The 23,373-nt window shown below is 68.1% G+C and carries 21 protein-coding genes; 3 read left to right on the plus strand and 18 right to left on the minus strand.

Translation table 11 applies throughout. From position 1 onward, the window contains the following. Positions 1 to 197 precede the first annotated feature (197 nt). Complete coding sequence (locus VFU06_09130; protein ID HEU5209561.1) at positions 198 to 1,352, minus strand: polysaccharide pyruvyl transferase family protein; 1,155 nt, start codon at positions 1,350 to 1,352, stop codon at positions 198 to 200. 406 nt (positions 1,353 to 1,758) lie between these two features. On the opposite strand from VFU06_09130, the gene VFU06_09135 reads away from it, so the two are divergent. The 3 genes from VFU06_09135 (at position 1,759) to VFU06_09145 (ending at position 5,458) form a co-directional block, all read left to right on the plus strand. Beyond that, positions 1,759 to 2,595 carry a response regulator gene (locus tag VFU06_09135; protein HEU5209562.1) on the plus strand — a complete coding sequence of 279 codons (837 nt, stop codon included), beginning with the start codon at positions 1,759 to 1,761 and terminating at the stop codon, positions 2,593 to 2,595. Between the two features lie 239 nt (positions 2,596 to 2,834). Then, entirely contained in the window at positions 2,835 to 4,337 is a 1,503-nt protein-coding gene (locus VFU06_09140; GenBank protein ID HEU5209563.1) for a sigma-54 dependent transcriptional regulator, read from the plus strand. Between the two features lie 119 nt (positions 4,338 to 4,456). After that, the gene (locus tag VFU06_09145; GenBank protein HEU5209564.1) at positions 4,457 to 5,458 is read left to right on the plus strand and encodes a HAMP domain-containing sensor histidine kinase; all 1,002 of its coding nucleotides are present in this window, start codon (positions 4,457 to 4,459) and stop codon (positions 5,456 to 5,458) included. Between the two features lie 37 nt (positions 5,459 to 5,495). Here VFU06_09145 and VFU06_09150 read toward each other — a convergent pair whose 3' ends face one another. The 17 genes from VFU06_09150 to VFU06_09230 form a co-directional block, all read right to left on the minus strand. After that, positions 5,496 to 6,566, minus strand: coding sequence for a hypothetical protein (locus VFU06_09150; GenBank protein ID HEU5209565.1), 1,071 nt, complete (start codon positions 6,564 to 6,566; stop codon positions 5,496 to 5,498). 25 nt (positions 6,567 to 6,591) lie between these two features. Then, entirely contained in the window at positions 6,592 to 7,860 is a 1,269-nt protein-coding gene (locus VFU06_09155; GenBank protein ID HEU5209566.1) for a hypothetical protein, read from the minus strand. Continuing rightward, the gene (locus VFU06_09160) at positions 7,844 to 8,161 is read right to left on the minus strand and encodes a PqqD family peptide modification chaperone (GenBank protein ID HEU5209567.1); all 318 of its coding nucleotides are present in this window, start codon (positions 8,159 to 8,161) and stop codon (positions 7,844 to 7,846) included. The genes VFU06_09155 and VFU06_09160 overlap by 17 nt, the downstream gene beginning before the upstream one ends. Positions 8,162 to 8,172: 11 nt before the next feature. Beyond that, positions 8,173 to 9,426 (minus strand): nucleotidyltransferase family protein, encoded by a 1,254-nt coding sequence (locus VFU06_09165; GenBank protein ID HEU5209568.1) that lies wholly within the window; start codon positions 9,424 to 9,426, stop codon positions 8,173 to 8,175. Beyond that, positions 9,423 to 10,469 (minus strand): O-antigen ligase family protein, encoded by a 1,047-nt coding sequence (locus tag VFU06_09170; protein ID HEU5209569.1) that lies wholly within the window; start codon positions 10,467 to 10,469, stop codon positions 9,423 to 9,425. Before VFU06_09170 ends, VFU06_09165 begins: the two co-directional genes overlap by 4 nt. A 108-nt stretch (positions 10,470 to 10,577) precedes the next feature. Further along, positions 10,578 to 12,878: a polysaccharide biosynthesis tyrosine autokinase gene (locus tag VFU06_09175; GenBank protein HEU5209570.1), complete on the minus strand. Its 2,301-nt coding sequence runs from the start codon at positions 12,876 to 12,878 to the stop codon at positions 10,578 to 10,580. Between the two features lie 73 nt (positions 12,879 to 12,951). Then, positions 12,952 to 13,590, minus strand: a complete 639-nt coding sequence (locus VFU06_09180) for an SLBB domain-containing protein (GenBank protein HEU5209571.1) — start codon at positions 13,588 to 13,590, stop codon at positions 12,952 to 12,954. Positions 13,591 to 13,798: 208 nt separating this feature from the next. After that, a complete protein-coding gene (locus tag VFU06_09185) occupies positions 13,799 to 14,455 on the minus strand; it encodes an acetyltransferase (GenBank protein ID HEU5209572.1) in 657 nt (218 codons plus the stop codon). Then, positions 14,452 to 15,138 (minus strand): sugar transferase, encoded by a 687-nt coding sequence (locus VFU06_09190; protein HEU5209573.1) that lies wholly within the window; start codon positions 15,136 to 15,138, stop codon positions 14,452 to 14,454. The genes VFU06_09185 and VFU06_09190 overlap by 4 nt, the downstream gene beginning before the upstream one ends. Next, positions 15,135 to 16,337, minus strand: a complete 1,203-nt coding sequence (locus tag VFU06_09195) for a glycosyltransferase family 4 protein (GenBank protein HEU5209574.1) — start codon at positions 16,335 to 16,337, stop codon at positions 15,135 to 15,137. Before VFU06_09195 ends, VFU06_09190 begins: the two co-directional genes overlap by 4 nt. Further along, on the minus strand, positions 16,334 to 17,380 hold the full coding sequence (locus VFU06_09200; GenBank protein ID HEU5209575.1) for a hypothetical protein: 1,047 nt from the start codon (positions 17,378 to 17,380) through the stop codon (positions 16,334 to 16,336). The genes VFU06_09195 and VFU06_09200 overlap by 4 nt, the downstream gene beginning before the upstream one ends. Beyond that, positions 17,377 to 18,729, minus strand: a complete 1,353-nt coding sequence (locus VFU06_09205; protein HEU5209576.1) for a hypothetical protein — start codon at positions 18,727 to 18,729, stop codon at positions 17,377 to 17,379. The genes VFU06_09200 and VFU06_09205 overlap by 4 nt, the downstream gene beginning before the upstream one ends. A gap of 46 nt (positions 18,730 to 18,775) precedes the next feature. Next, complete coding sequence (locus tag VFU06_09210; GenBank protein HEU5209577.1) at positions 18,776 to 19,861, minus strand: GNAT family N-acetyltransferase; 1,086 nt, start codon at positions 19,859 to 19,861, stop codon at positions 18,776 to 18,778. Beyond that, positions 19,858 to 21,015, minus strand: coding sequence for a glycosyltransferase (locus tag VFU06_09215; GenBank protein HEU5209578.1), 1,158 nt, complete (start codon positions 21,013 to 21,015; stop codon positions 19,858 to 19,860). The genes VFU06_09210 and VFU06_09215 overlap by 4 nt, the downstream gene beginning before the upstream one ends. Then, positions 21,005 to 22,129: a glycosyltransferase gene (locus VFU06_09220; protein HEU5209579.1), complete on the minus strand. Its 1,125-nt coding sequence runs from the start codon at positions 22,127 to 22,129 to the stop codon at positions 21,005 to 21,007. Before VFU06_09220 ends, VFU06_09215 begins: the two co-directional genes overlap by 11 nt. Beyond that, on the minus strand, positions 22,129 to 22,851 hold the full coding sequence (locus VFU06_09225) for a hypothetical protein (GenBank protein ID HEU5209580.1): 723 nt from the start codon (positions 22,849 to 22,851) through the stop codon (positions 22,129 to 22,131). The genes VFU06_09220 and VFU06_09225 overlap by 1 nt, the downstream gene beginning before the upstream one ends. A gap of 11 nt (positions 22,852 to 22,862) precedes the next feature. After that, positions 22,863 to 23,373 (minus strand): hypothetical protein (locus VFU06_09230; protein ID HEU5209581.1); only part of this gene is annotated, 511 nt, incomplete at its 5' end.

Raw genomic sequence — 23,373 nt, forward strand, 5'->3', positions numbered from 1 at the left:
CGGTTCTGCTTTGAGCTGAACCTGCCCAGGGTGAGCCGGTTCTGACCGGGAGAGTCCGCCCCGTCCCCGCCCCACGGTCCCGCCCGCGCGCGCGCGCTCTCTCTCTCTCTCGATCAACCCGACGAACAGCACCACTGCGACCACGAGCCCGCCCGGACCGCTCGATCCTTGAAGAAGCGGATCGCCGGGCTGATCCGTTAGATCGCCTCGACTGCGGGCTTCCTCTCCCCCAGGCTGCCGGCGCCTGTTGCCAGGGTGACCATCACCGCGGCGGCGGCTGCGCTCAGCCGGCCGCGCACTGCATCGCATGCGGCGACGATCTCCGCGCTGGTGACGTCGTATGCTGCATCGATTTCGTCCACCAGGCCCATGAGGCGATCCGCGTCCATCCGGTCGGTCCGGCACGCGAAGCGTTCCAGTGAAACGGACTTCATGAAGTCGATGCACTTCGGACGGTAGGCGAGCGAGATGGCGGGCACGCCGCATCCCAGGGACAGCACCACCGCATGCAGCCGCTGCCCGATCACCATGTCGTACTCGGCGATGCGGCGCAGCGTCCGCCCGGCGTCCTCGTACGCTTCCCAGATCGGGACCGCACCGTCGCCCAGCCTCCGGTTGAGCACGTCGGCATGCTGCACGTCATCGGGGTGCATCGGCAGAAACTCCACGCGCTGCCCCCGGCCGCGCAGCCGTCGCACCGCCTCGACCACCGCATCCGTGATCCGCCCCTGCTCCCCCCAGATCGGCCCGCTGCAGCCGAGGTTGACCGATACCAGCCCGGCGCGGCGGAAGTCTGCCCTGGGCGTGCAGTACGCCAGCGCGGGATCCCCGATGACGTCGACGTTGCGCACCCCCCAGGAGCGCAGAATCTCCGCGCTGTCAGGGCCGCGCACGCTGACGTAGGAGGCAGCGTTCAGCGCGTCCGCCCACTCCTTCGGTGGGTCCCGGTAGCCCCAGAAGTCCGGATCGCGCACGCCCGTGCCGAACACGACCGTTGGGATGCCGCGCGCCTGGGCGTGTACCAGCCGCTTCAGGTAGTTCGCATTGATGAGCGTTCCGCCACCGAGAAATACCGCGTCGAAGTCGTTCCTGCGATGCAGATGCCGCCGCGCCCAGTGCACGTGCGGGGGCAGCCGGCCGTAGCTCAGGAACGTGCTGCCGGGGAACAAGCGGTCGAAGCTGAGGAGCAGCACCTCGTCGCCGAGGTTCCGATGTCCCACCCAGCCGATGTAGCCGTAGACGGCGTGGGGCTGCCAGAACCGTGAAAGAGACGAGAACGTGCGGTAGCGCGACTGTCTCAGGATGGAGCCGAGTCGTGATACCGACCGCTCCACGGTGATCAGGGGATTCACGAGTCACCTTTCATCGACAAGCGACCGGAGCGGGGTTTTCCGCAATCGCGCAAGCAGGCAGATCACCTGCGATCGATGCGCTGAGCGCACGCGGGCCGCGCCGTTCGACTGCGGTCCGGCTCGACATCCGCCACAGTCGTACCAGCGCTCCGCACCGATCGGGGCAGGACGCAGCCGCCCGACTGCCCCCGTTCCCGTTGCACCCGAGCGACGATCCTGCCGCGCGCACGCGATAACTGCCGCGACAGTATCGCACCGCTATCCGCCGCGATTGCCCGCCCGCAACGTGCTTTTCCACCGAAGTCCGCTGCCCCGGTGCTGCGCATGATTTCTGCGCCCGCACTTGCTTCTCATGTCCACCCGACTCGCGTACGCCAATACGGCACAGCCCCGGAGAACAACGGACGTGTCCAGGCCGCCCCTGGCCCTGCTGGTCTGTCCGCACGAGTGGGCGGCGCGGTCCCTGGATACGATCCTCGGCCCGCAGGGCTTTGCCCTGCTGCACGCCTTCACCGGCGACCAGGCGCTCGAACGCGTGCGGGAGAGTGACCCCGACGTCGTGATCATCCACGGCGACATGCCGGACATGGATACCGAGCAGCTCTGCCTGCGGCTGACCGTGGACGGTGGCCTCTCACCGGCGGCCCCGGTGATCGCGTTCCACAGCACCCCCATCTCGCGCGAGGAGCGGCTCCGCCTGCTGGCCGCCGGCGCATGGGACGTGTTCGCACCCCTGGACGCCGAGGAGTTGCTGCTTCGTATCGAGCGTTCCATCCAGGGCAAGCTGGAGGCGGACCGCGCGCGCGAGAACGCGCTGCTCGACGCGGATACCTCTCTCTACAGCTGGCAGGGCATCGTCCGGCGCATGCGCGAGCTCGGCGCCGCCGCCGACCGCCACGGCCGCCCCCTGGCCTGCGTCGTCGTTACCTCCGGCGAGCCGCCGACTCCGGTCGACTCCGTCGAGTTCGCCCGCACGCTGCGCCACGTCACGCGCAGCTCCGACGTCGTAGGGCGCAGCGGGCCGGGCGAGTTTGTCATCATCACACCCGATACCGACGCGTCCGGCGCGCGCACCCTCGCCGAGCGCATTCGCACCGCCACGACCGCGACCGTGAGCGGCGCCGCGACGTACAGCATCGGCACGTATGGCGTGCGCGATCTGCGCGCCGCGCGGCTCGACCCGATGGAGCTGCTCGTTCGCGCTACTGTCCGCGCGCACGAGCCGGAGACCAACACCAGCTAGTACGCTGTCGAAACCGTGCGTTGTGACATAAGACGACGACGGTTCTTTCGTCTCAGGATACTTGACTGAAGATGTGACGTTGATTAGCTAAAAAGACGCGCCCGTTGGGCGTTCATCTCCTCCGCGCTGCCGGCGGCGCCCGACGGGCTCCGCCGCCCGTCTCAAATGCTCGATCCCCCTCGAGCGCGTCTTTCTCCCACTGTCTGGTATCACGGTTTCACAAGGACAGGGAGTCCCTCATGCCCGTGTTCACACCGGTCGAGTCCCCGCGAACTGCTGTGTCGCTGGACGAGACCCAGAAGTCCGGCATCCGTATCCTCATCGTCGAGGACGAGTCCACACTGCGCGAGACCTGTGCGACCATGCTGGGTCTGCAGGGCTACAACGTGCAGGCCACGGGCAAGGGTGAGGAGGCCCTCGAGTGGATCCAGCGACGTGAGTACGACGTCATGCTGCTGGATCTGTACATGGCGCACGTTCCTGGCATGGACATCCTGAAAGCTGCGCTTACGCAGCGGCCGGAAACACTTGCCATCATGATGACGGGCAACCCGAGCATGGCGTCCAATGTCGAGGCGCTGGAGCTCGGCGCCTGGGATTACCTGCCCAAGCCGTTTTCCGCGACCCACCTGGAGCTGCTGATCGAGCGCGCTGCGTACACCGTTCTGCAGCAGCGGCAGGGCACACCGATGCCGCCGCCGGCGGGTGGGAGGCACAGGATTGCTGCCGACCAGGAGCTCCCGCTGATCGGCAACTCCCCCGCGTTCGTCGGTGCGCTGGAGCTTGCACGCAAGGTCGCGCGCAGCAACGCATCGGTGTTCCTGACCGGTGAGAGCGGCAGCGGCAAGGAGCTGTTCGCGCAGTTCATTCACCAGCACAGTCGCGCCGCGGCTCGCCCGCTGGTCGCGATCAACTGCGCCGCGCTGCCGGAGCCGCTGCTCGAGTCGGAGATGTTCGGGCACTGCAAGGGCGCCTTCACCGGCGCAGTACGCGACCGGCCGGGTCTGTTCGAGACCGCGGATGGTGGCACGCTCTTCCTGGACGAGCTGACGGAGATGTCGCAGGCCATCCAGGCGAAGCTGCTGCGCGTCATCCAGGACGGCGTCGTGCGCCGCGTCGGCAGCAGCACTGCGGATGCCACGGTCAACGTCCGCTTCATCGCCGCGACGAACCGCGACCCGGCGCAGGCGGTGCGGGAAGGACGACTTCGATCGGACCTGTATTACCGGTTGCGCGTCGTTCCCATCCGCGTCCCCCCACTGCGTGAGCGCGGGGCGGACATCCCACTCCTCGCCGATCATTTCCTGAAGAAGTTCTGGGAGCGCGACTACCCGAGGGAGCCGGCGCCGCATTTCGGCGCGGGCGCGATCCAGGCACTGCTGACACACACCTGGCCCGGCAACGTTCGCGAGCTGCAGAACGTGGTCGAGCATACGGTCGTGCTTGCGGAGCCGGGCAGCGAGATCCGCGCTGACGAGGTCCCGTTCATCGCGGAGGACGAGACCGGCAGCGGCACGCTCAACTCCGATCTCGTGCGCGTGCGCGCGTTGACACAACCCTACCATGAAGCGCGGGAGCAGGTCCTCTCCGACTTCGAGCGGAGCTACCTGGTGAGCCTGGTCGACCGGGCGAAGGGGAACATGTCCCGGGCAGCCCGGCTTGCCGGCGTCGATCGCACGACGCTGTACCGCCTGGTCGAAAAGCACTCACTGGAGCGGGACAACTCGCTCCGGTCCCGGTGAAGCCTGCCGGTCGTGCTCAGCGGCGGCGAGCCGGACCGACTCCGAATCGCCGCGTGACAGCCCTGCCGGAAGGGAGGCCGGTTCCACACGCCTCAGTCCTGACACGGGCGCGCGAGCGCGTGCTCGCCTCTCCCGGGGAGTGGCGTGCGCACTGCTCGAGCTACGAGGACGTCGAGACGCGCCTCGAGGAGCTGTGCGTCGCGATCGAGTCGCCGGACATGACGCTCAATACCGGCGCGGCAGTCAGCGAGCGTGTGCTCCAGCAGCGCCTGCTCGACCTCCTGCGCTGGCAGCTCATCAGCGATCCGGACACGCAGTGCGAGGACGGTCAGCTGCTCGGCGTCATACGGCGCATCGAGGTGCTGCGACGGTCGCTCCAGCCTCCCGGCGATGACGTGCTGCCGGCGCACACCGGGAATGCGGAAAGCCTCGACCTGGTCATCGAGGTCGCGCACGACCTGCGTTCGCCCCTCACGTCCATCCTCTTCCTCGCCGAAACGATGCGGAAGGGGCAGACGGGCCCCATCAACGAGATCCAGAAGAAGCAGCTCGGGATCATCTACAGCGCGGGCTTCGGCCTGCTTTCCGTCGCGAGCGACATGATCGAGATGGCCCGCGGCGAATCGCTGCGCGAAACGGACAGCGCCGCCTTCTCGATTGCGGATCTCTTCGAGCAGGTACGCGCGATGGTGTCGCCGTTGTCGGAAGAAAAGAACCTGACACTGGAGTTCTTCGGCCCGGAGCACGACGTGCGGCTCGGTCACATCGTGCCGCTCAGCCGCGTGCTGCTCAACCTGGTGACCAACGCGATCAAGTTCACGGAGGAAGGCTTCATCCAGGTTGCGGCCACCCCGCGTGGGCGCACACACCTGCTCTTCACCGTGCGCGACACGGGGCCGGGCATCGAGGGCGCGCGTCGGCAGCGACTGTATCAGCCGTTCCGCCGGCGGCAGCAGGGCAACGGGTTCCGCCTGTCAGGAACCGGGCTGGGCCTGTCGATCTGCCGGAGGCTCGTTGAGGCGATGGGCGGCGACCTGCACGTGCATTCCGAGCCCGACTGGGGCACGGAGTTCAGCTTCGAGCTGCACCTGCCACCCGCACCGTTGACGACGGTGCTCTGAAGGTTGTCCCTCCCGATCCGCTTACGAAAAGAGATCGCTAGCCGGGCTCGACTGTCAGGACGGCGTCGTGGAACTCAGTCAGCGTCGCACCGCGGAAGCGGTCCGCGGCGCGCGCGAAGAGCACTTCCAGGTCGTCGTAAAGTGCCTCGATGGAGGCGGGCGTCGGAAATTTTGGACTGCCGCCCGGCATGAACTCGGACGAGTGCAGCATGAACTCGGCATAGCCGGCTTCGACCACCACCGGATCGTCGAGTACTTCGAGCAGGAACCTGCGATTACTGCCATTTGGTCGGAGCCACTGCACACGACGCCCTGCCTGCCGTAGCAGCTTGATTGGCAGCCGCCTGGCGAGCCTCCTCGATACGCGGGTCAGCAGACGGCGGTCCGGCACCACGGTCGCGGGCACTTCCACCAGGGTGGAGTGACCCGGCCGTCCGATGTCCTCCGGGTCCACGAGGTAGCAGGTCCGTGGAAAGTCTGTGTAATCTCGCCCGCCCCTGCCCTGCGGCGCTCCCTTGAAGCGAGCCCAGGTGATCCCTGGCGTGACCGAGCAGTCCACACAGTAGCCCGCCCTGACAAGAAGTCGTGCATAGCGCTCATCGATTGCCCAGCGGCCTGCACGGTGACTGCGCATGGGGGTGTCGAACGTCTCCTGCAGCAGATCGGTGAGGAACCGGATTTTCTCCTGCATCACCTCGATCGGAAATTCGATCAGGTACGGGTGGTGCAGGTTGTCGTTCGACGTCAGGGGCTTGCCCGGAGGCGAGTTCCAGGGATGAAGGTGCATGCCGATCTCGCCAGCACCCCGCCTTACGACGTCACGACCGAACTCCTGGAAGACCGGCGACAGCGCCATTTCGTAGTTCGTCAGGTACGTCGGCCGCAGACCGTACATCTCGCAGAGCGCCTGGAACCTGGTGAGGAATTCCGCATTGCGCGTTGTCGTGGTCTGCTGCCGGCCCCACTGGTTGTCGCCTTCCGTGTCGATCGTGATGAGGAAGAACGGCTCGCGTCCGCGAGCCGCTGGTTGTGGCGAGGCTGCGGGGCGCCGGGCTTCCCGCGGTTCGGTGGAGTGAGCGGCGGGATGAAGCTGTGTCTGCGCGGTCATGGCCGTGCCACTCCGCACACGCCCGCTACTCCGTGCCATCCCGGACCACCTGCGGGCCGCCTGTGCTGTGCCGCAGCCGTTTCAGCAACCCTCGCGGCACACCGCTGATGAGTGCGCGCGCCAGTGGCAGGTCCGACGCGCTGAAAGGCATGACGACACGCGAGCCGGAGATCGAACGGAGGTAACCGTTCCAGTTCAGCTCTCCGCGATGGATGTAATAGCGCGCGCTACGGATGTCCTGCGGCAGGAGCACCCACTTCACGTGGTGTGAGCGCGCGCCTCGCTGCTCGTATCGCCGGCCAGTCAGGTGGCAGTATGCGTGTGCAATGAGATTGACGTTGTTCGCGACGGCCACTCCTACCTGCAGGTTCACGCGACCCACGGTCGGTTCCATGATGTAGTACGTCCCCGTTTGGGGCTCGCGCTTGTACTCGACGGAGCAGAACCCGATGCTCCGCATCGTGCGCAGGATCTCGCGTGAAAGCGCGGTCACCTCCTCGTGCTCGGCGCCGATCGCGCAGGACGTGCTGCCGCACTGCGGAGGGTACTGCCGGATCTTGCGCCCTTCGAAGTGCTCCAGCTCGTTCATGTCACTGTCGAAGTAGTGGAAGGAGAACCGGATGTCCGCATCGGTCCCGGCAATCCACTGCTGGATGATGACTTCCGGCTCCCACTGTGACAGCAGCCGGTACTTATCGCGCAGGACTGTGGCGGAGTCACAGATGAACGCCTTGCGCGGCGAATTGCGGCGCGTCTCCCGGTTCTTGAGGCGCGGCTTGAGGATCACCGGAAAGGGTGCGTCACGTGCGACGCGCTCCACATCCTGCGCCGACTCGCAGTACCACGTTTCCGGTACCGGCCAGCCGCGCTCGCGTGCCACCCCGGTGAACAGGTTCTTGTTCATCAGCACGCGCACGTCCTCCGGTGCCGGCATCTCGAAGGCGTACGACGCGTGCAGCCGATGCCCGTTCTCGCTGACCAGCGTGACCAGCTCATCGCGGGCGGCGAACAGCACGGGACGCTGCGGCAGGAGGGTAGCAATCTCCTCGAGCAAGTCGACCAGCGCCTCATCGTAGAAGCGCTCGAACGGGACGAAATGGAACGCGTTCGAGGCATTCGTCAACGCATGGCGCGGATCGTTGATGCCGATTACGCTGACGCCCTCGCTCGAAAGCGCACGTGCGATCGTAAGCCCTGTAACATTGGTGCCGAGCACCACTGCTGCCGGCCTGCCACTCGCTTCGATCCGGCGCATGACCGCCGAGGGGAGGAGCCGCTCAGTGCCCGATTGCATGTGCTGCCCGCATTTCGACCAGCGACGCCGCATGCAGATCATTCAGCAGCGCGAGCAGGTCAGCCGTACACCGCTCCCTGTCGACATCTGTATACTCGCGCAGCAGCTCGTCCAGGACGTCGGCGACTGGCGTGGGCTCGCCGATCAGCTCCCAGATCCGTGCGCCAACCGCGTTCAGGCCGTAGTACTCGCCCGTCGCGACGTTCAGGATGACGAGCTCGCCGCCCACGTCGGCAGCGATCTGCCCTTGCGCGGCGGCAACAGTATCGTCGAGCGAGATTGCGCGTGTGGTGCTCATCATCTGCTTCCTGATCAGAGGGTCCTGTGAGGTGTCATGTACCAGCGCAGGGTCTGCAGCAGTGGGCGCCAGGACTGGAACGGTCGCACGAAGTAGTGCAGCGGCAGGTACACACGTCCGACGTGCACGCCCCGCCAGCTCTTCGCCTGGCTCGGAGTGGTCAGGCGATGCAGAAGAAACTTCAGCTTGTCGCGGCCGCGCTCATTGAGGTGCAGATAGAACACGTCCCTGGGTGCCAGCTGCAGCTCGCCCCAGCGGTCGGACGTGTTGAGCACGTGGCTGCGCGCGTCCCTCGCAAGGCTGCGCACCAGTGGATCGTGACGCACGAGCCGCTCGATGTCCGCCGGCAGCGGCGCATCGAGCAGCTCCCTTGCCATGTGCAGGCCGAGCAACAGCACGCGGCGGCTGCCGAGCGAGGTCGCGCGCTCCAGCAGGACCGGCCAGTCCGGCTGTCGGGCGGACCGGAGCAGCTCGGCAACGCCCATCGCCCATTCCAGCCGGCACCATCGGTGCTTCGCACCGTGCACGCACAACGCGAGCAGCAGGTCCTCACGCCCCAGGCTCCGCACGCGCTCGCCGCCCAGGCTGATCGTGGTCAGGTGCGGCGCGGCTTCGTCCAGATTCAGGGTGAAGCCGTGAAAGACGTCGGTGAATGCCCAGTGCACTTCGACGATCGGCCCACCTGGATGGTGGAACGCCTCGTGATACAGGCTGCGCGCCGTGAGCTCCTCACCCGCCCGGTCCAGCTCGTGCTCCCGCTCGTAGCCGCGCTGCCGAAGCAGTAGACGTACGTGCGGCATGTCCTCTCGTCGGACGAGCAGGTCGATGTCACCGGCCTGGCGCAGGACGATGTTGCCGTACGCCTCGACCGCGAGTGCCGGCCCCTTGTACGCTACGGCGGCTATACCCTGCGTCTCCAGCGCACGCACGAGCCCGATCATCTCGCGTGTCAGCTCGAGCACGCGGCGCACGTTGCGATCGAAGTACGTGCGGAAGAAGTGCATCGCCTCGGCCGGCACATGCCCGTCCAGCGTGCGCAGGTGCCAGTACATCAGCGGAGCCAGCTTGTGCAGCGCTGCCAGCTCCCCCAGGCGGACCCAGTCCGGCCCCTGCATCAACAGCGAAACCAGCCGTGCACGCTCGTGCGGCGTGAGCCGTACTCTGGCCGCACACAGCAGCACCTGCATCTCGAGACTCGGCGCAGCGCCCGAGGGGACGGCCGGTGCCGGGCCGTGGCGCGGGATCTCCGGCAGCACGACGGAGCTCATTGCAGCAGGACCGGGCGGTGGTAGACCAGCGGCGCAGGCGGCAGCGCGGTGGTGCGCGCGGTCGCAGCGGTCATGCCTCGCGCAGCACCGACCAGCGCCGCGGCCGCGACGATGACGGCGGGAAAGTGCAGCACGTAATCGACGCTCGCCTGGAGGCCTGCACCCGTCAGGACAGCTGTGCCGAGGGCAGCGCTCGTGAAGTCTGCCGGCTCGCGCCACAGCCATGCGAACGCCCACGCCATGAGCGCGGAGCCGAGCAGCAGCCCCGGCAGGCCGCTCTCCGCGGCGAAATGGAGTGGCTCGCTGTGCGGCCACTGGGTATCGCGATCAGCCCGCGCGGTGGCGCTCTCGAGCGGGAAGCGACCAGGCCCGACGCCGAACAGCGGCTCGCGGTCCAGCATCTCGAGTGCCTCTCGCCATAGCAGGAGACGGCGACCGCTCAGCGCACTCGCTACCACGTGCTGCGCGCGCGACATCGGCCGGCCGAGCACGTATGTGGACGCGACCGCGACCACGAGCAGGTTGGCCGCGACCAGGATGACGCCACTCGCTACGATCACGGCGCGCAGGGCGCGGGCGTCACGCACCAGCAGAGCCAGCGGCATCAGGCACACCACCACCATAGCAGTGCGCGCCTCGTTCAGAACGGGGATGGCTGCGAATGCGATTGCGGCAATGGCGAAGACCACGCGCGCGGCAGGCCCGCGTACCCGCAGCACGAGCAGCAGCGCGGCAGCGGCCGCCAGCATGTACAGCGCTCCGGCGGCGTTGGAGTAGCCGAGCGGTGCGTCCAGCGGCCCACCCAGGAGAACGTCGCGCCGCAACACGGCGAATGCGGCGGCGGCAAGCACGACCAGGCCGGGCACCGCGACGCTGTTGACGAGCGACACGCCTCGTGCCATCACGAACGTCACCGTGGCGAGTGCGATCAGCAGCGACGCAGCGCTTGCGTCACCGTTCCGCAGTTCTGCCGTAAGCTGCAGCCAGAAAATCGCGGCGAGCGGGAGGACGAGCGGCAGCGCCCGGCCGGCCGCCCGCCGCATCTGGCTGGCTCGTGCGCGCCGGCCTGGCCTGGTTGAACGGGCGTGATGATGCACGCGTTCGCTCGCCATCGCGGAGGTTCTGCAGATGCCGGTCCTGGCACCGTGCTTCTATGCGCCGACTGCGTCGTACGTGTCAGCGTATGTGTACTCGCCGTATCGGCTGGCAATCGAGTCGGGATCGTTGAGCACGAACCCGATCACGTTTCCGCCGACGTCCTGCAGCTGCTCCATCGCGTAGCGGGCGGACTCGCGCGAGGTCCGCCCTGCGCGCATGACCAGCAGCACACCATCGACGAGTGATGCAAGCGTCGCTGCGTCCGCCGCGGACAGCACGGGCGGCGAGTCGAAGAGGACGATGTCGTACGTCTGGCGGAACTCTTCGATGAGCTGGCGCACACGGATGCCCCCGAGCAGCTCGGGCGCCCGCTCGTCCCAGCTTCCGCGCGGGAGGAAATCCAGGCCCGACACGGGCGTGCCACGGATCGCGCGGGACGCGTCCACATGGCCGAGCAGCAGGTCCACGAGGCCGGGCGCCTCCTCTACCTGGAACACGCGATGCAGGCGCGGACGTCGCAGGTCGCAATCCACGAGAAGAACGTGCAGCTCCTGGTGCGCGAACGAGGCAGCGAGGTTTGCTGCGGTCGTGGTCTTCCCTTCGCCACTGGATGCGCTCGTAACCACGAGCGTGCCGCGCTGCGCGTCCGGCTGCAGGAACATCACCTTCGTGCGCAGCATGCGGTACGCCTCCGCTGCCGCCATGCTCCGGGCTTTGGTTTGTGCGGTGCCGTTCCTGTTCGCGCCGCGGCGGAACAACCGCTGCCGTTGTGCGGAGCCGGCCTCGTTCCGGAAATGCGGAATCACACCCAGCCCCGGGACCGCGAGCATCTGCTCCACATCGCCACGCCAGCGCACGGACTTGTTCGATGCTTCGAGCACCACGGCCGTCGCGCAGCCGAGGATGAGCGCGAATACGAACGCAATGATCAGCTTCTGCGTCCGGTTGCCGCGCACCTGCGGGATGGCGACCGCGGCGAGGTCGAGAATCTCGACCTGCCCGAGGTCGATCGATTCCGCGATGCGGGCGCGGTGGTACTCCGCACGCAGGGTGTTTGCGGTGCCCGTCGCGAGCGAGACCTCCTGCGCGAGCCGGGTGTCCTCACTGTCGACGTTCGGGATCGAGCGCACCGTCGACGCACTCTGCGAGCGCTGCTCGCCGAGCGTCCGGATGCGCAGGTCCAGGGACGCGAGCTGCGTCCGTGTCGCGTCCACGACCGAGCTGCGAATCGACCCCATGAGCGTTGTCAGCCGCTCGACCTCGGGATGCGTGTCCGCCATGCCGCCCGCGCGCAGCCGGTCACGCTCCGTCTTGTACTGCATGAGCTGTGTCGAGAGCTGCGAGAGCAGCGGCCCCGCGCTCAGGCCGGGCGCCGACACGAGCGTCATCAGCTCCGCGTCGATCCGTTCCTCGTCGGCATTCTCCACCCTGCGCAGGAACGACTCGTACAGCCGGCGCTCGCCCACGAGCTGATCGCGCTGCGCATCCATCGTCAGCAGTGCGGTCTGCTCCTGTCGCAGCCGCTCCTGCGGATCATAGAGCTGACCCCGGTTCCGGAAGGACGTCAGCTGCTGCTGCGCCTGGGCAAGGCGTTCCTCTGCCTGGAGCCACTGCTCCTCGAGGAACTCGCGCTGTTTGCGGGCCGTCTCCTGTACGCCGCGCAGGTTGTCGGCCTGGTAGGCATGCGCAACGGCGTTCGCCAGTGCTACCGCACGATCGGGGTCGGCGGCGGTGTAGCGGATGTCGAAGATCGCCGCGTCGGGTCGGCGCACCGCTTCCAGGCCTGCCAGCACGATGTCGATCGCGAACTCGCGTGGCAGCACCGTCGCCTGCCCGCCGCTCACGCCGGCCGGTGCCGCAGCAACCCCGAAGTGGATGCCGCCGATCGATACTCTCTCGCCGTACGCCGCATGCGCGCGCGCCCCTGCCTCCGAACGCACGTCATAGCCATCGTCGGTGAAGCTCAGCTCCAGTGTCGCGGCCGTCTCGGGATCGTCGGTTGCCACGTCGTGGAACACGGCAGCCGGGAGCGGCGGCGCCGGGAAAAGGCGCAGGCCATGATCGTCGATGACGGACCCGATCAGGTCGCGGCTGGTGATCACGTGAACCTGGGACATCAGGAAGTCGGGCGCCCGCACGTTCCCGACTGGCGGCGTGGCCACACCGCCGATCAGGGAACGTTGCCCGTCGTCGAGACGCACGACCGCAGTCGCCCGATAGACGGTCTGGCTGGGTGGGATGAAGAACCACGCGACGGCCACACCGATCGCCGTGACCAGCAGCACGACCCACCAGCGCTGCCGCACGGCACGCAGCATCTGGCCGATGCCCATGCCGCCCGCGGAGCTCTCCATGGCATACGCCACCTCCGCATCCCCGCCCTGTTCGAAACGCCCGCGTCCGGCATCCATCTGTGATCGCCCGGGTTCAGTAGACGTTGGTGATGCGCAGGATTATCCACGTGATCGAGGCGAGGGCACCGAGACTCTCGAGCGCGGGACCCACGCCGTTCCGCCACCAGTGGCGCTGACGGTCCAGGATGATCTGGTCGCCGGAACGCAGGTGCAGGTTCGACAGCTCGGTCTGGGGAAGTCTCAGGTCGACCTCGATCTCGCGCCCGTTGCGCAGCAGACGCGCCTCGGAAACCTTGGCATCCTCCGTCGGGCCACCGGCCTGTGCGACTGCCTCCGGCACCGTGGTGTACGGCGACACGGTGTAGATGTTCGGTGCGCGGACCTCACCGGTGACCGCGATCCGGAACATCGGCTCGACGATCAGCTTGGGATTCGTCTCGAAACGCAGCACGATCTGACGGAACGCCGACTCCGCCTCCGGGAGAGTCATCCCCGCAAGCTGGATCTCGCGATACAGCGGGTGAATCACCATCCCGCCCTCGCCGATCTCGAACTCTCCACTGAGCGCGGGATTCCCCCAGACCGTCAGCCGCACATGGTCGCCCACCCGAAACGCGGACGTCTCCGCCAGCGAGGGCGAGATCTGCGCGGCCGCCGGCGTGGGGAACACCAGGAGCACACCGAGCCAGAACACACGGAGCGTGGATTTCATGTGTATACGTTGCAGTGTGGCGCGTGCGGGTCCGCCGTGATCCGGCGGAAGCGATTTGCGCAACGCGGGAGGTGCAACATGAGTACCCGCTGACGCCGCTCTCCGGGCGCGTTCCACGACAGCCGTATCACCGGAGTTGACGCCATCCCGGACGCCAAAGCGTTGCGTTGACCCGGCACTCTTGCAGGGTCGACTCTACAGGTCCGGCTCAGTCGCGGGGAACGTGCAGCGGGCGCGCCGGAACACCGACGACCGTGGTGGCCGCGGCGACATCGCGAATCACCACCGCCCCCGCACCGACCACCGCGTCCGGTGCGACATGGACGTGCTGGATCAGCGTGGCTCCGGCGCCGATCCACGCACGCTCGGCGATGGTCACAGTGCCGGCGAGCGTTGCACGTGGTGACAGGTGAGCCCCGTCTCCAACCGTACAGTCGTGCTCCACGATCGCCCCGGTGTTGACGATGACCGCCGCGCCGATCCGCGCGGCCGCGTTGATGATTGCACCGGCGAACACGACAGTGCCGCGACCGATGTGCGCCGACGGGCTGATGACAGCCGACGGATGGAGGAGGGGCGGGACACAGACGCCCTGGAGACGATGCAACGCGTCCAGGCGCGTCCGGTTGCTGCCGATTGCGAGCGCGAGCGCGTCGATTCCCGGCGGCAGTCCGTCTCCCGCGCCTATGCGCTCGAGGAACGCCGCTTCGGTCGTGACGACGCACGCGCCACCGGGCTCGACGCACAGGTCGAGTTTGGCCGTGTCAGCATCGATGAATCCAGCGACGACGTTGCCTGCGGCCCGCACGAGGTCGGCGACGACCTTGCCATGTCCGCCACCCCCCCAGACGAGGAATCGCTTCATGCGCCGGCGTCCGGGGCTGTGCGCGCGCTCGCCAGGTGCTCCGGTGCGGATCCGCGGAACGGCGCGGCGGTCGCCTGACCGTGCTGCGTGATTCCGTGACGCGTGAGCACGCGAGCGATCGTGCGCAGGACGATCCGCAGGTCGAGCTGCAGCGACGCATGGTCGACGTACCAGACGTCGAGGCGGAACTTCTCCTCCCAGCTGAGCGTGTTGCGGCCGTTCACCTGAGCCCAGCCGGTGAGCCCGGGCCGCACCTCGTGCCGGCGCGCCTGGGTCGGTGAATAGAGCGGCAGGTACTCCATCAGCAGCGGGCGCGGCCCGACCAGGCTCATGTCGCCGCGCAGCACGTTCCACAGCTCCGGCAGCTCGTCCAGGCTGCTGCTTCGCAGGAAGCGGCCGAAGGGTGTGAGACGCCGGGAGTCCGGCAGTGGTCGCCCACCGGTGTCGTGTGCAGTGCGCATCGTGCGGAACTTCAGGATGGTGAACGGCCTGCCGTGCAGTCCGGGCCGCGTCTGCCGGAACAGCACGGGCCCGCCCAGCGCGCCACGTACCATCAGCGCGATGAGCGCCATCGCGGGTGCCAGCAGGACGAGGCCGGCCGCGCTTACTACGATGTCGATTGCACGCTTGGCGCGCGCGTAACCCACCAGTGTGGCGGGAACGATCGCACGGGGTGCCGTCATACCGCGGTACGGGGCACCGCCCCGGCCGAGGCGGGCGTCACCGGATAGCCGCGCAGCACGAGGAGGCGGTGGTACTCCTGGTAGAGCGCGTTCCAGATCACTTCCGGCTGGAACTCACGCATCACGCGACGGCGTCCGGCGAGCCCGTGCGCGCGGCGCAGTGCCGGGTCGTCGACGTAACGCTGGAGCGCGCATGCGAGCGCGTCGGCGTCACGCGGCTCGACGAGCAGTCCGGTGCGGCCGTCCTCGATGGCGTCGACGCAGCCGGCGATGCGTGTCGCGACCACCGGCAGGCCCATCGCCGCAGCTTCCAGTGGCACGTTCGGAAATCCCTCGCGATAGGTGGGCAGCGCGACCACGTCCATGGCCAGGTAGAACGGTGGCGTGTCCCAGTTCATGCCCGCGAGATGCACGTGTGTGTCAGAGCGCAGGAACCCGGCGGTCGCCGCGGGGATCGGGTCCTGCTCCTCCATGGGCCCGACCAGCAGCAGGTGCAGGTGGGGCCGCGTGCGCCGCAGCTCCTGGAATGCGCTGGCGAGCTCGACGATCCCCTTGTCGCGGACGATCCGGCCGACGAAGCCGACCACGACAGCATCCGTGGGAATGCCGTGAGCCGAGCGGACGTGCTCACGGGTGTGCGCAGGCAGGCGCGCAGCGGCGAACCGGCCGGTTGCGTCCACGCCGTTGCCACTGCCGCCGGCGAGCACACGGATGCGGCGCGCGTCGCAGACGTTCGCGCGAATCGCTTCGTCGCGCACGGACCGGCTCACGCAGATCACCACGTGCGCGAGCCGGCACGCGGTCCACTCCGTGGCCTGCAGCAGGCGACGTCTCCATCCGTGCGCCCCCGCCAGCGGCAGTCCGCGCATGTGGTAAATGCGCACCGGTGCGTGTGCGATCCACGCCGCAATCATCCCGAGCAGCCCGCCCTTGGGCGTATGTGCGTGCACGATCGTCGGACGGATCCGCCTGATCGCCCGCGCGATGCGTGTGACAGCGATCAGATCCCGCAGGGGCGTGATGCGTCGCGGCATCTCGACAGCGTGCACGGCGACTGCCTCCTGCGCGCCGAACGCATCGAGATCCGCACCCGGCGAGGAGAGCGCGTGCACCTCGAACCCGCGCGCTTTCATGTAGCCGACCTGCCCGCGCAGGAACGTCAGCGACATGGGGATCGTCGTGATGTGCAGGATCCTCATCCTGCCCCCGCCCCGGGCGTCGTCCCGGCAAATGCTGCGGCAGGCTCCGATCGACCGGGCGCGGCGTCCGCCACTTCGGCCATGGTGAGCGACCGCATGCCGTAGCGCCTGCGGCAGTCGTCGAACGTCTCGAGAGCCGCGCGGACGAACGCCAGTGATTGCGCCGGGTGGGCACCGAACGTGTGCGGATGCCACCAGACGTGAACGACCCGCCGGGTGCGCGCTGCATGGATGATCGCCCGGCGCAGGCGTTCGAGACGCAGACGCTCGAGGCTGCGGAGTCGCGGGGTCCAGGGGCGGAGCGGAAAGCTGGCACGCACGTTCGCGAGCCCGTCCACATCGATCACCTCGTCCCAGCCGGTGGTCGGATCGCCAAAGGCCGGCAGGTATGCGTCCACCATGCGCGCCGCTCGCTTGCCGGCATGACGGCTCTCCGCTCCATCGATGAAGCGCCACATCCACCGGTCCGGATTGCCGCGGTACGCAACGATGCCCGCCTCGCGCAGCACGGTTGCGTATGCCGGGTTGTGCTGGTTGCGCGGGAACACGATCGAGCGCAGCGGGATGTCGCGCGCGGCAGCGATCGCGCATGCCGCCTCCAGGTCCGCGCGGAAGCTCTCCAGCGTCTGACCCGCTTCCATGCAGAAGTAGTGGGAAAAGGTATGCGTACCGATCTCCTGGCGCGGCGTCGTGCGGATCCGCTCCACGAGGCTGGCCCCGAAGTGCAGCGGATCCTCGTCCTCGTCGGCACCGATGGACTCGCCATAGGGATCGAGACGCGGGTCCGCGTAAGCCGGCAGCACGCGCGGCCGGTACGTGAGCAGCTCATCGCGATTGCGGGCAAACAGGAAGCCCACGGTCGCCCACGTCGCCGCGATGTCCATCTCCTCGAAGAGCCGGAGCGAGCGGAGCACCACGTCGCGCGCACCCCGCAGGTTCGCCTCGTAGGGCGAGCTCGCGGCGAGGCGGTCGCGCACTCCCCAGTGCAGCTCGAAATCGAGCGAGATAACGAGCGCGCCAGGCCGTTCGGGCCGGGAGTTCATGATTCCGACGCCGCCTGCCGCTGGACCGCCGGCGCGGCAGGCGGGCGCACGGGCCTGCGCAGCGGGCGGAGCGGCCGTACGCGTCCCCGCGCCGGCTGCACTGCTGCGGGAACATGCACCGCAACGCGCGGCACGGCTTCGATCAGCAGGAACAGGAAGGGGAAAAGGAAAATGCGCTGCCGTGCAACGATGCCCATGTTGGCGATCACCATGCCCAGCGAGACCGCGTACGCGAGGATGAAGGGCACGGCGACGCGCAGCAGGCGGTCGTGGCGCCAGTGGCGCAGGGCACGCACCAGTGTTGCGCGTCGGTACCACGCGATGAGCCACAGGCTCATGATCTCCACGCTCGTGATGAGCACCATGAGGCTGCTGGCTTCCCAGATGAACGGGCGGAACAGGATGTTGATCAGTGCGAGCGGAATCCCACTGATGCCGACCGGCACCGCCTCGATGTTGCTGGTACCTTCCACGGCGCGGCCCTGGCTGTCGGCCATGTACGTCTGCACGCTGTCGGGGTCCAGCTCTATCCCCTCCACCCGCATTGCGTAGTACAGGCCCAGCAGCCCGGCGCCGATCAGCACCGCGGCCTGCATCGTGTTGCGCAGCGTCCAGCGACTGGTGATCAGCGACAGCCAGTGCGCGGCGAGCAGCGAGCTGATGACGACCGCGGCGACTTCCGGGCGGATCGCGAACACCAGCAACACCCCCGACGTCAGCAGCAGCCAGTTGATGCGGCCCGCGCGTCCGACATAACCGAGTGTTGCGAACCCCATCCCCATCAGAACAATGGCTTCCTTGCCGATGCTCGAGGGCCAGAACCAGAGTGCGGGGAAGAAGAAGATCCAGCGTGCGTAGTGCCACGTCGGCACATGGGGGTAGGTCCGCTGAAATGCCAGCATGAAACAGTACAGCCCGGCGAACGCGAACAGCGAGAACACGATGTAGCCGCCCGGCATGCTTGCGCCCACGAGCATGTGAACGAGCGTACCGATGAAGTAGACGAACTGTGTGCCCCACCACCTGCCAGCCCACCAGTTCTGCGGATCGAACAGCGGCGCGGGGTTGAACGCCCACAGCTGCTCTGCATAGTACAGCGACTCACGGTAGTACTTCCGGGCGTCACCGGAGCCCGCGTACACGGCGAAGAGCACGACGTAGCGCGCGACGGCGCCGATGACACGGAACGCCAGCGCCGCATACAGCAGCTGCTTGAGCGTGTGCGGCAGGCGAGTCGACGAGATCATCATCCCGACCGCGACCACCACGAGCAGCGACAGCACAGTGCCCACGGGATCCAGCATCACCGTCCCCGCGCGCTCGTACATCAGGAAGCTGTACTTGTCCATGTCGTGCTTCGCTCGTGTTCGTTCCGTCAGTGAAGCCTGCTGTGCATCAGAACAGCTCGAGGTCCCCGATCGAGAGCTGCCAGGCATCCCGCGACATCAGGTGCCGCATTGCAGGAGCTTCGTTCAACGGTCTCACCGTCAGCACTGGTCCGATCCGGGGAGCGGGCAGAAACCCGCTGGTTGCCAGCAGGCGTCTCGCGCCCGTGCCCGCGGGCGCCATCGCCGCGATGTAGTCGACCGGTTGCAACGCTGGCAGTGCGCGCAGCAGGCGGCGGGCTGCCGCGTCCGACACGCTCGTGCCGGTTGTCAGCAGCTCGCAGATCCGTGCCTCCCGCAGCGAGCCGTTCTGCTTGTAACGCATGATGATTGCTGCACCATCGCCGTGCCTCAGCTCCCAGTGCGCGTGGTAGCGGAATCCGGGAATGGCCGCGTAGCGCCAGCGCAGATACTCCGCGGTGCGCGGCGTCGCGAGGCGCTGGCTCGTCGCCGCTGCGCTCGCGCACGCAAGGAACTCGTCCAGCTCGCCGAGCTGGCAGAACGCGGCGACCGCGCCGTTGCCGGGTCGAACGCTCGCCGGCAAGCGTGTTTGGGCATCGGTCGATGCGTGCGCCGGCGTGCCTGACGTTCCGTTGGCCGAGCTCCGGGCGCCGGCGCGGCCGGCGAGGGTGCGCAGCAGGTGCAGAGGGTGCAGCGGACGGATCCAGAGATCGGTGCGACCGAGTGCGCGCCAGCCCATCTTCAGATAGCCGGGCCGGCTCTTCTCGTTGGGCGTATTGAAGATGAAGTGGACACCCTCTTCGGTCATCTGCTGCACGAGCGCCCTGGTCAGCCGCGAAAAGATCCCCTGCCCCTGCCAGGCCGGGTGTGTGGCGGTGTCGACGGCGCGCACGGCGCGCAGCCGCTGGCTCCCGGCGCTCCACTCCCAGCGCATGAACACGCGCAGCCCGACCAGCTCACCGTCCGCCTCCGCCAGCAGCACGGGCGAGCGGCCGAACGGGTTCGCATGGTGCTTCCACTCCCAGTACTCACGTGCGCGCGGGATCACGCCCTCGCCCAGGCTGAGGCGCACCAGCTCCAGGATGCGGTCCGTGTCGGCGCTCGCACCGGCGCGCACCTGCAGCGTCGCGTTCATGCGGGAACCGCCCTGGACGGCCGTGGCAGGTGCGCGTGCCTGCTGGCGATGGCCGTGTAGAGCGTTTCGAGCTCCCCGGCCATCCGTCGCATGCTGAAGCGCTCGACCACGGTGGACCGCGCGGCCGCACCGATCGCTGCGCGGGCTGCCGGATCTGCTGCGACCGCGAGCACAGCGTCGGCGAGTGCGGCGGGCTCTTCCGGCTGTACCAGCAGCCCGTTGCGGCGGTCCACGACCACCTCGGGGATCCCGCCGACCGCTGTGCACACCGGCACACATTCCATGCTCATTGCCTCGAGCAGCGCGACCGGTAGCCCCTCGAAGATCGACGACATCATGTAGATGTCGATTGCGTCCAGGTACGGCCGCACGTCGCTGCACAGGCCGGGCGCGTGCAGCACGTGCTGCAGGCCCGCGCTCTCGACCGCGGCCATCACGTCCGCGCGCAACGGGCCGTCGCCGACCACGATGAAGCGGCTGTCAGGGTGCCGGTCGTGAATGCGACGAGCAGCCGTCACCCAGTGGTTCAGCCGTTTCTGCGTGCGGAACACCGCGACCGTGCCGATCACGAGCGCCTCCTGGTCGATGCCCAGCTGCTTGCGGAGGGCACGCCCGGCACCGTTCGGTGCGAACCGTTCGACATCGACGCCATTCAGGATCACGTCGACCGGCACGCCGGTGCCGATGTTCCGGCGTATCGAGTCGGCAACGTCGCCGGAAACGGCGATTGCCCGTTCCTGCATGGGCCACGTGAGCCGGTTCAGCCTGCGTGTGAGCGGATGGTAGCGTTCCTGCTTGTTGTGCTCGGTGTAGACGACCGGCACGCCCGCCAGGCGCCCGGCCAGGCGACCGGCGATGCCGGCAAGGGGAAGGTGGCAGTGCAGCACGTCGACGTGGCGCCTCCGCAGCTCGCCGGCGAGTCGATGCGATGCTGCGACGATGGCGGCGCCGCGCACTCCCCCGAAGCACGTGACATCCACGCCGTGCGCGCACAGCTCCGCAACCAGCGCGTCCTTGTGCGGCAGGAAGTACCCGTACTCGTAGTGGAAGCGATCGCGATCGGCGAAGCGCAGCCCCTCGGCAAGCAGCATCTCTGCGCCGCCCCGGCCGAGCCCCTTGATCAGGTGAAACACGCGGGTCGGCTCAGTGCTCATGCGCCTCCACGAGTCGCGCGTAGAGATCCTCGAACGCCGCCGCCGTGCGGGCCATGCTGAAGCGCTCCTGCACCAGCCGTCGTGCCGCGGCTCCCATGGCGGCACGCCGCGGCTCGTCGTCGAGCAGGGCGTTCACCGCCGAAATGAAGGCGTTGCGATCACCGGGCGGAACGATCAGGCCCGTGCTCCCCTGTTCGATTGCTTCGCGCGTGCCGCCGACGTCGACCGCTACGGAGGGTACGGCCTGCGCGCCTGCCTCGAGCACAACGCCGGGCAGCCCCTCGATCAGGCTGGGCAGCACGAACACGTCCGCCGCCGCAACCAGCTCCGCTGCATCGCGCTGCAGCCCGAGCAGGTGCACGCGGTGCTGCAGTCCGAGCTGCGCCACCTGCGCTGCGACGCCGGCCCGTCCTGCACCGTCGCCCATCAGCACCAGGTGTGCACCGGGTCTCGCCTCGCTGATCTCCCGGAAGGTGTCCACGAGCCACGAGTGATTCTTTTCCGGGCTGAAGTTGCCCACGTGCGCGAGCACCGACGCGTCGGCCGGAATCGGCGCGAGCCGCATCAGCCGCATGCGCGCGCCACCACGATCGACGGTCTCCGGCACGTGGATGCCGCGGTGCATCACGGACTGGCGCTCGGCCGGCACGCGGTACGTCACGATGAAATCCCGAACGCACTCGTCGCTGACCGAGCTGACGTAATCGAGCGAGCGAGCCAGCCAGCGACCCCATGCGCGATGGGCCGGCCCGCGGATCCATTCGCTCGCAACGCTGATGTTCCGGTACACGAGCGGGACCCGCTGCCGCGACACCAGCTTGCTCAGCGCGCTGTACTTGAGCGTCTGGGAGCCGTTCGCCTGGACGACATGCGGCTGGAACTGCTTCGTGTACGCCTGGAGCGCGTGCACCCGCCGCAGGTTCAGCTTTCCGTTTGCCGGCATCGGCAGGTCGGCGGCCGCGGCGCGCACGGGTGTGATCGACTCGGATGGTGCAGGCAACAGCCCCAGGACCAGCACTTCGTGTCCACGCGCGACCAGCGCGTCCGAGAGCTGCGTTGCGAACACCTCCGCGCCGCGCCATTGCCGCATGGTCACGACCTGCAGGATGCGCATCAGCCGCGCCCCACATCGACAGCGACGGGATCACGGCCGTGTGTCACCGGTGCGGTGCTGCGGAGACGGGATCGCACCTGCTCGGCGACCTGCACCGGACTCAGGGCGGATGTGTCCACTCCAAGAAGTGCGGGTGCATCGCGGCCGGCCAGCAGGGCATCGATGATGCGCGCCCGGCTCTCGCGGCCGCGCTGGATCTTGAGCATCGCAGACTGCAGCTCGCGGTGCAGCAGCGGATGACGCGTCGCACGCGTCTGGATCCGCTCGTACAGGACCATGTCCGGTGCGTCCAGCACGACCAGCAGCCGCAGCGTTCGCCGCCAGAACGCGAGTGACTCGTCCCAGTACCGCTGGAACGCGAGCGCGTTGCGGCGACCAGCAGCGGCGTGCGCGCGCTGCAGGATCGACAGGAGGTACACGGGTCCCTGGTCCAGCACGATCGTGTGCGTGCCACGCGCGGCCAGGCGGGCGACCACCGCAGCATGCGCCTGGAGCTGGACCATGACCTCCAGCCGGTACCATCGTCGCGAAGGAATGCGCGGGATCTGCGCCAGGAACGGCCTGAATACACGAGCGCCACTCCGCACGAAGTCGCCGAGCGGCAGATGGTTCCGCAATGATGCGTGCACCACAGCGCGATCGTCGCCAGCCAGCAGACCCACCAGCGAGCTCTTTCCCGATCCGCCGGGCCCGACGATCTCGACTACTGCAGGGGCGGTCATGATGCTTCGGTTCAGAAGATTTCCATTTCGCCGAGCGTGAGGTCCCACGCGTCCGGCCTCGTCGGGTCGGGGATATCGTCGCGAAGCGGGAGCGCGGTCCACGTGTAGCCTCGCCCGGGCGCGTGCACGAAACCGCTCCGCCGCAGCGCCGCGTGCTCCAGCGTTCCCTTCCTTGCGTGCGCCATCCAGTAGTCGCCACCACTCGCCCGCATCGCCGAACGCAGCAGCCGCCGCAGACTGCGGGTCGACGGCTCGCGCACGAACACCTCGGTCAGCACCAGCGCCGTCAGCCCGCGCGCTCCCCGCGCCGACCGCGCGACCAGGAAGCCGTCCAGCCGACCGCTGTCGCCCGCCAGCGCATGCACGCCGTACCGCACGTCCGGGTGCGACCCGTACCGCCAGTCGAGGTAGTGCAGATCGCGGATCGTCCGGTAGCCCACGCGGAGCCGGGACTGTTCGTGCGCCTGCACGACCTCGTCGATCTCCGCCGCGTACCGGCCGATGAATTCGGGCCACTCGAGG

Source organism: Longimicrobiales bacterium, assembly GCA_035764935.1.
In the GTDB taxonomy this organism is placed as follows: Bacteria; Gemmatimonadota; Gemmatimonadetes; order Longimicrobiales; family RSA9; genus DASTYK01.

What these genes read in the sequence shown, in the direction of transcription:
- VFU06_09215 (HEU5209578.1), bottom strand. Translation starts at nt 21,015, where the DNA reads ATGAGCACTGAGCCGACCCGCGTGTTTCACCTGATCAAGGGGCTCGGC.
- VFU06_09160 (HEU5209567.1), bottom strand. Translation starts at nt 8,161, where the DNA reads ATGATGAGCACCACACGCGCAATCTCGCTCGACGATACTGTTGCCGCC.
- VFU06_09175 (HEU5209570.1), bottom strand. Translation starts at nt 12,878, where the DNA reads ATGGAGAGCTCCGCGGGCGGCATGGGCATCGGCCAGATGCTGCGTGCC.
- VFU06_09220 (HEU5209579.1), bottom strand. Translation starts at nt 22,129, where the DNA reads ATGCGCATCCTGCAGGTCGTGACCATGCGGCAATGGCGCGGCGCGGAG.
- VFU06_09170 (HEU5209569.1), bottom strand. Translation starts at nt 10,469, where the DNA reads ATGCGGCGGGCGGCCGGCCGGGCGCTGCCGCTCGTCCTCCCGCTCGCC.
- VFU06_09150 (HEU5209565.1), bottom strand. Translation starts at nt 6,566, where the DNA reads ATGACCGCGCAGACACAGCTTCATCCCGCCGCTCACTCCACCGAACCG.
- VFU06_09205 (HEU5209576.1), bottom strand. Translation starts at nt 18,729, where the DNA reads ATGGACAAGTACAGCTTCCTGATGTACGAGCGCGCGGGGACGGTGATG.
- VFU06_09210 (HEU5209577.1), bottom strand. Translation starts at nt 19,861, where the DNA reads ATGAACGCGACGCTGCAGGTGCGCGCCGGTGCGAGCGCCGACACGGAC.
- VFU06_09190 (HEU5209573.1), bottom strand. Translation starts at nt 15,138, where the DNA reads ATGACGGCACCCCGTGCGATCGTTCCCGCCACACTGGTGGGTTACGCG.
- VFU06_09195 (HEU5209574.1), bottom strand. Translation starts at nt 16,337, where the DNA reads ATGAGGATCCTGCACATCACGACGATCCCCATGTCGCTGACGTTCCTG.
- VFU06_09200 (HEU5209575.1), bottom strand. Translation starts at nt 17,380, where the DNA reads ATGAACTCCCGGCCCGAACGGCCTGGCGCGCTCGTTATCTCGCTCGAT.
- VFU06_09180 (HEU5209571.1), bottom strand. Translation starts at nt 13,590, where the DNA reads ATGAAATCCACGCTCCGTGTGTTCTGGCTCGGTGTGCTCCTGGTGTTC.
- VFU06_09155 (HEU5209566.1), bottom strand. Translation starts at nt 7,860, where the DNA reads ATGCAATCGGGCACTGAGCGGCTCCTCCCCTCGGCGGTCATGCGCCGG.
- VFU06_09140 (HEU5209563.1), top strand. Translation starts at nt 2,835, where the DNA reads ATGCCCGTGTTCACACCGGTCGAGTCCCCGCGAACTGCTGTGTCGCTG.
- VFU06_09225 (HEU5209580.1), bottom strand. Translation starts at nt 22,851, where the DNA reads ATGACCGCCCCTGCAGTAGTCGAGATCGTCGGGCCCGGCGGATCGGGA.
- VFU06_09165 (HEU5209568.1), bottom strand. Translation starts at nt 9,426, where the DNA reads ATGAGCTCCGTCGTGCTGCCGGAGATCCCGCGCCACGGCCCGGCACCG.
- VFU06_09185 (HEU5209572.1), bottom strand. Translation starts at nt 14,455, where the DNA reads ATGAAGCGATTCCTCGTCTGGGGGGGTGGCGGACATGGCAAGGTCGTC.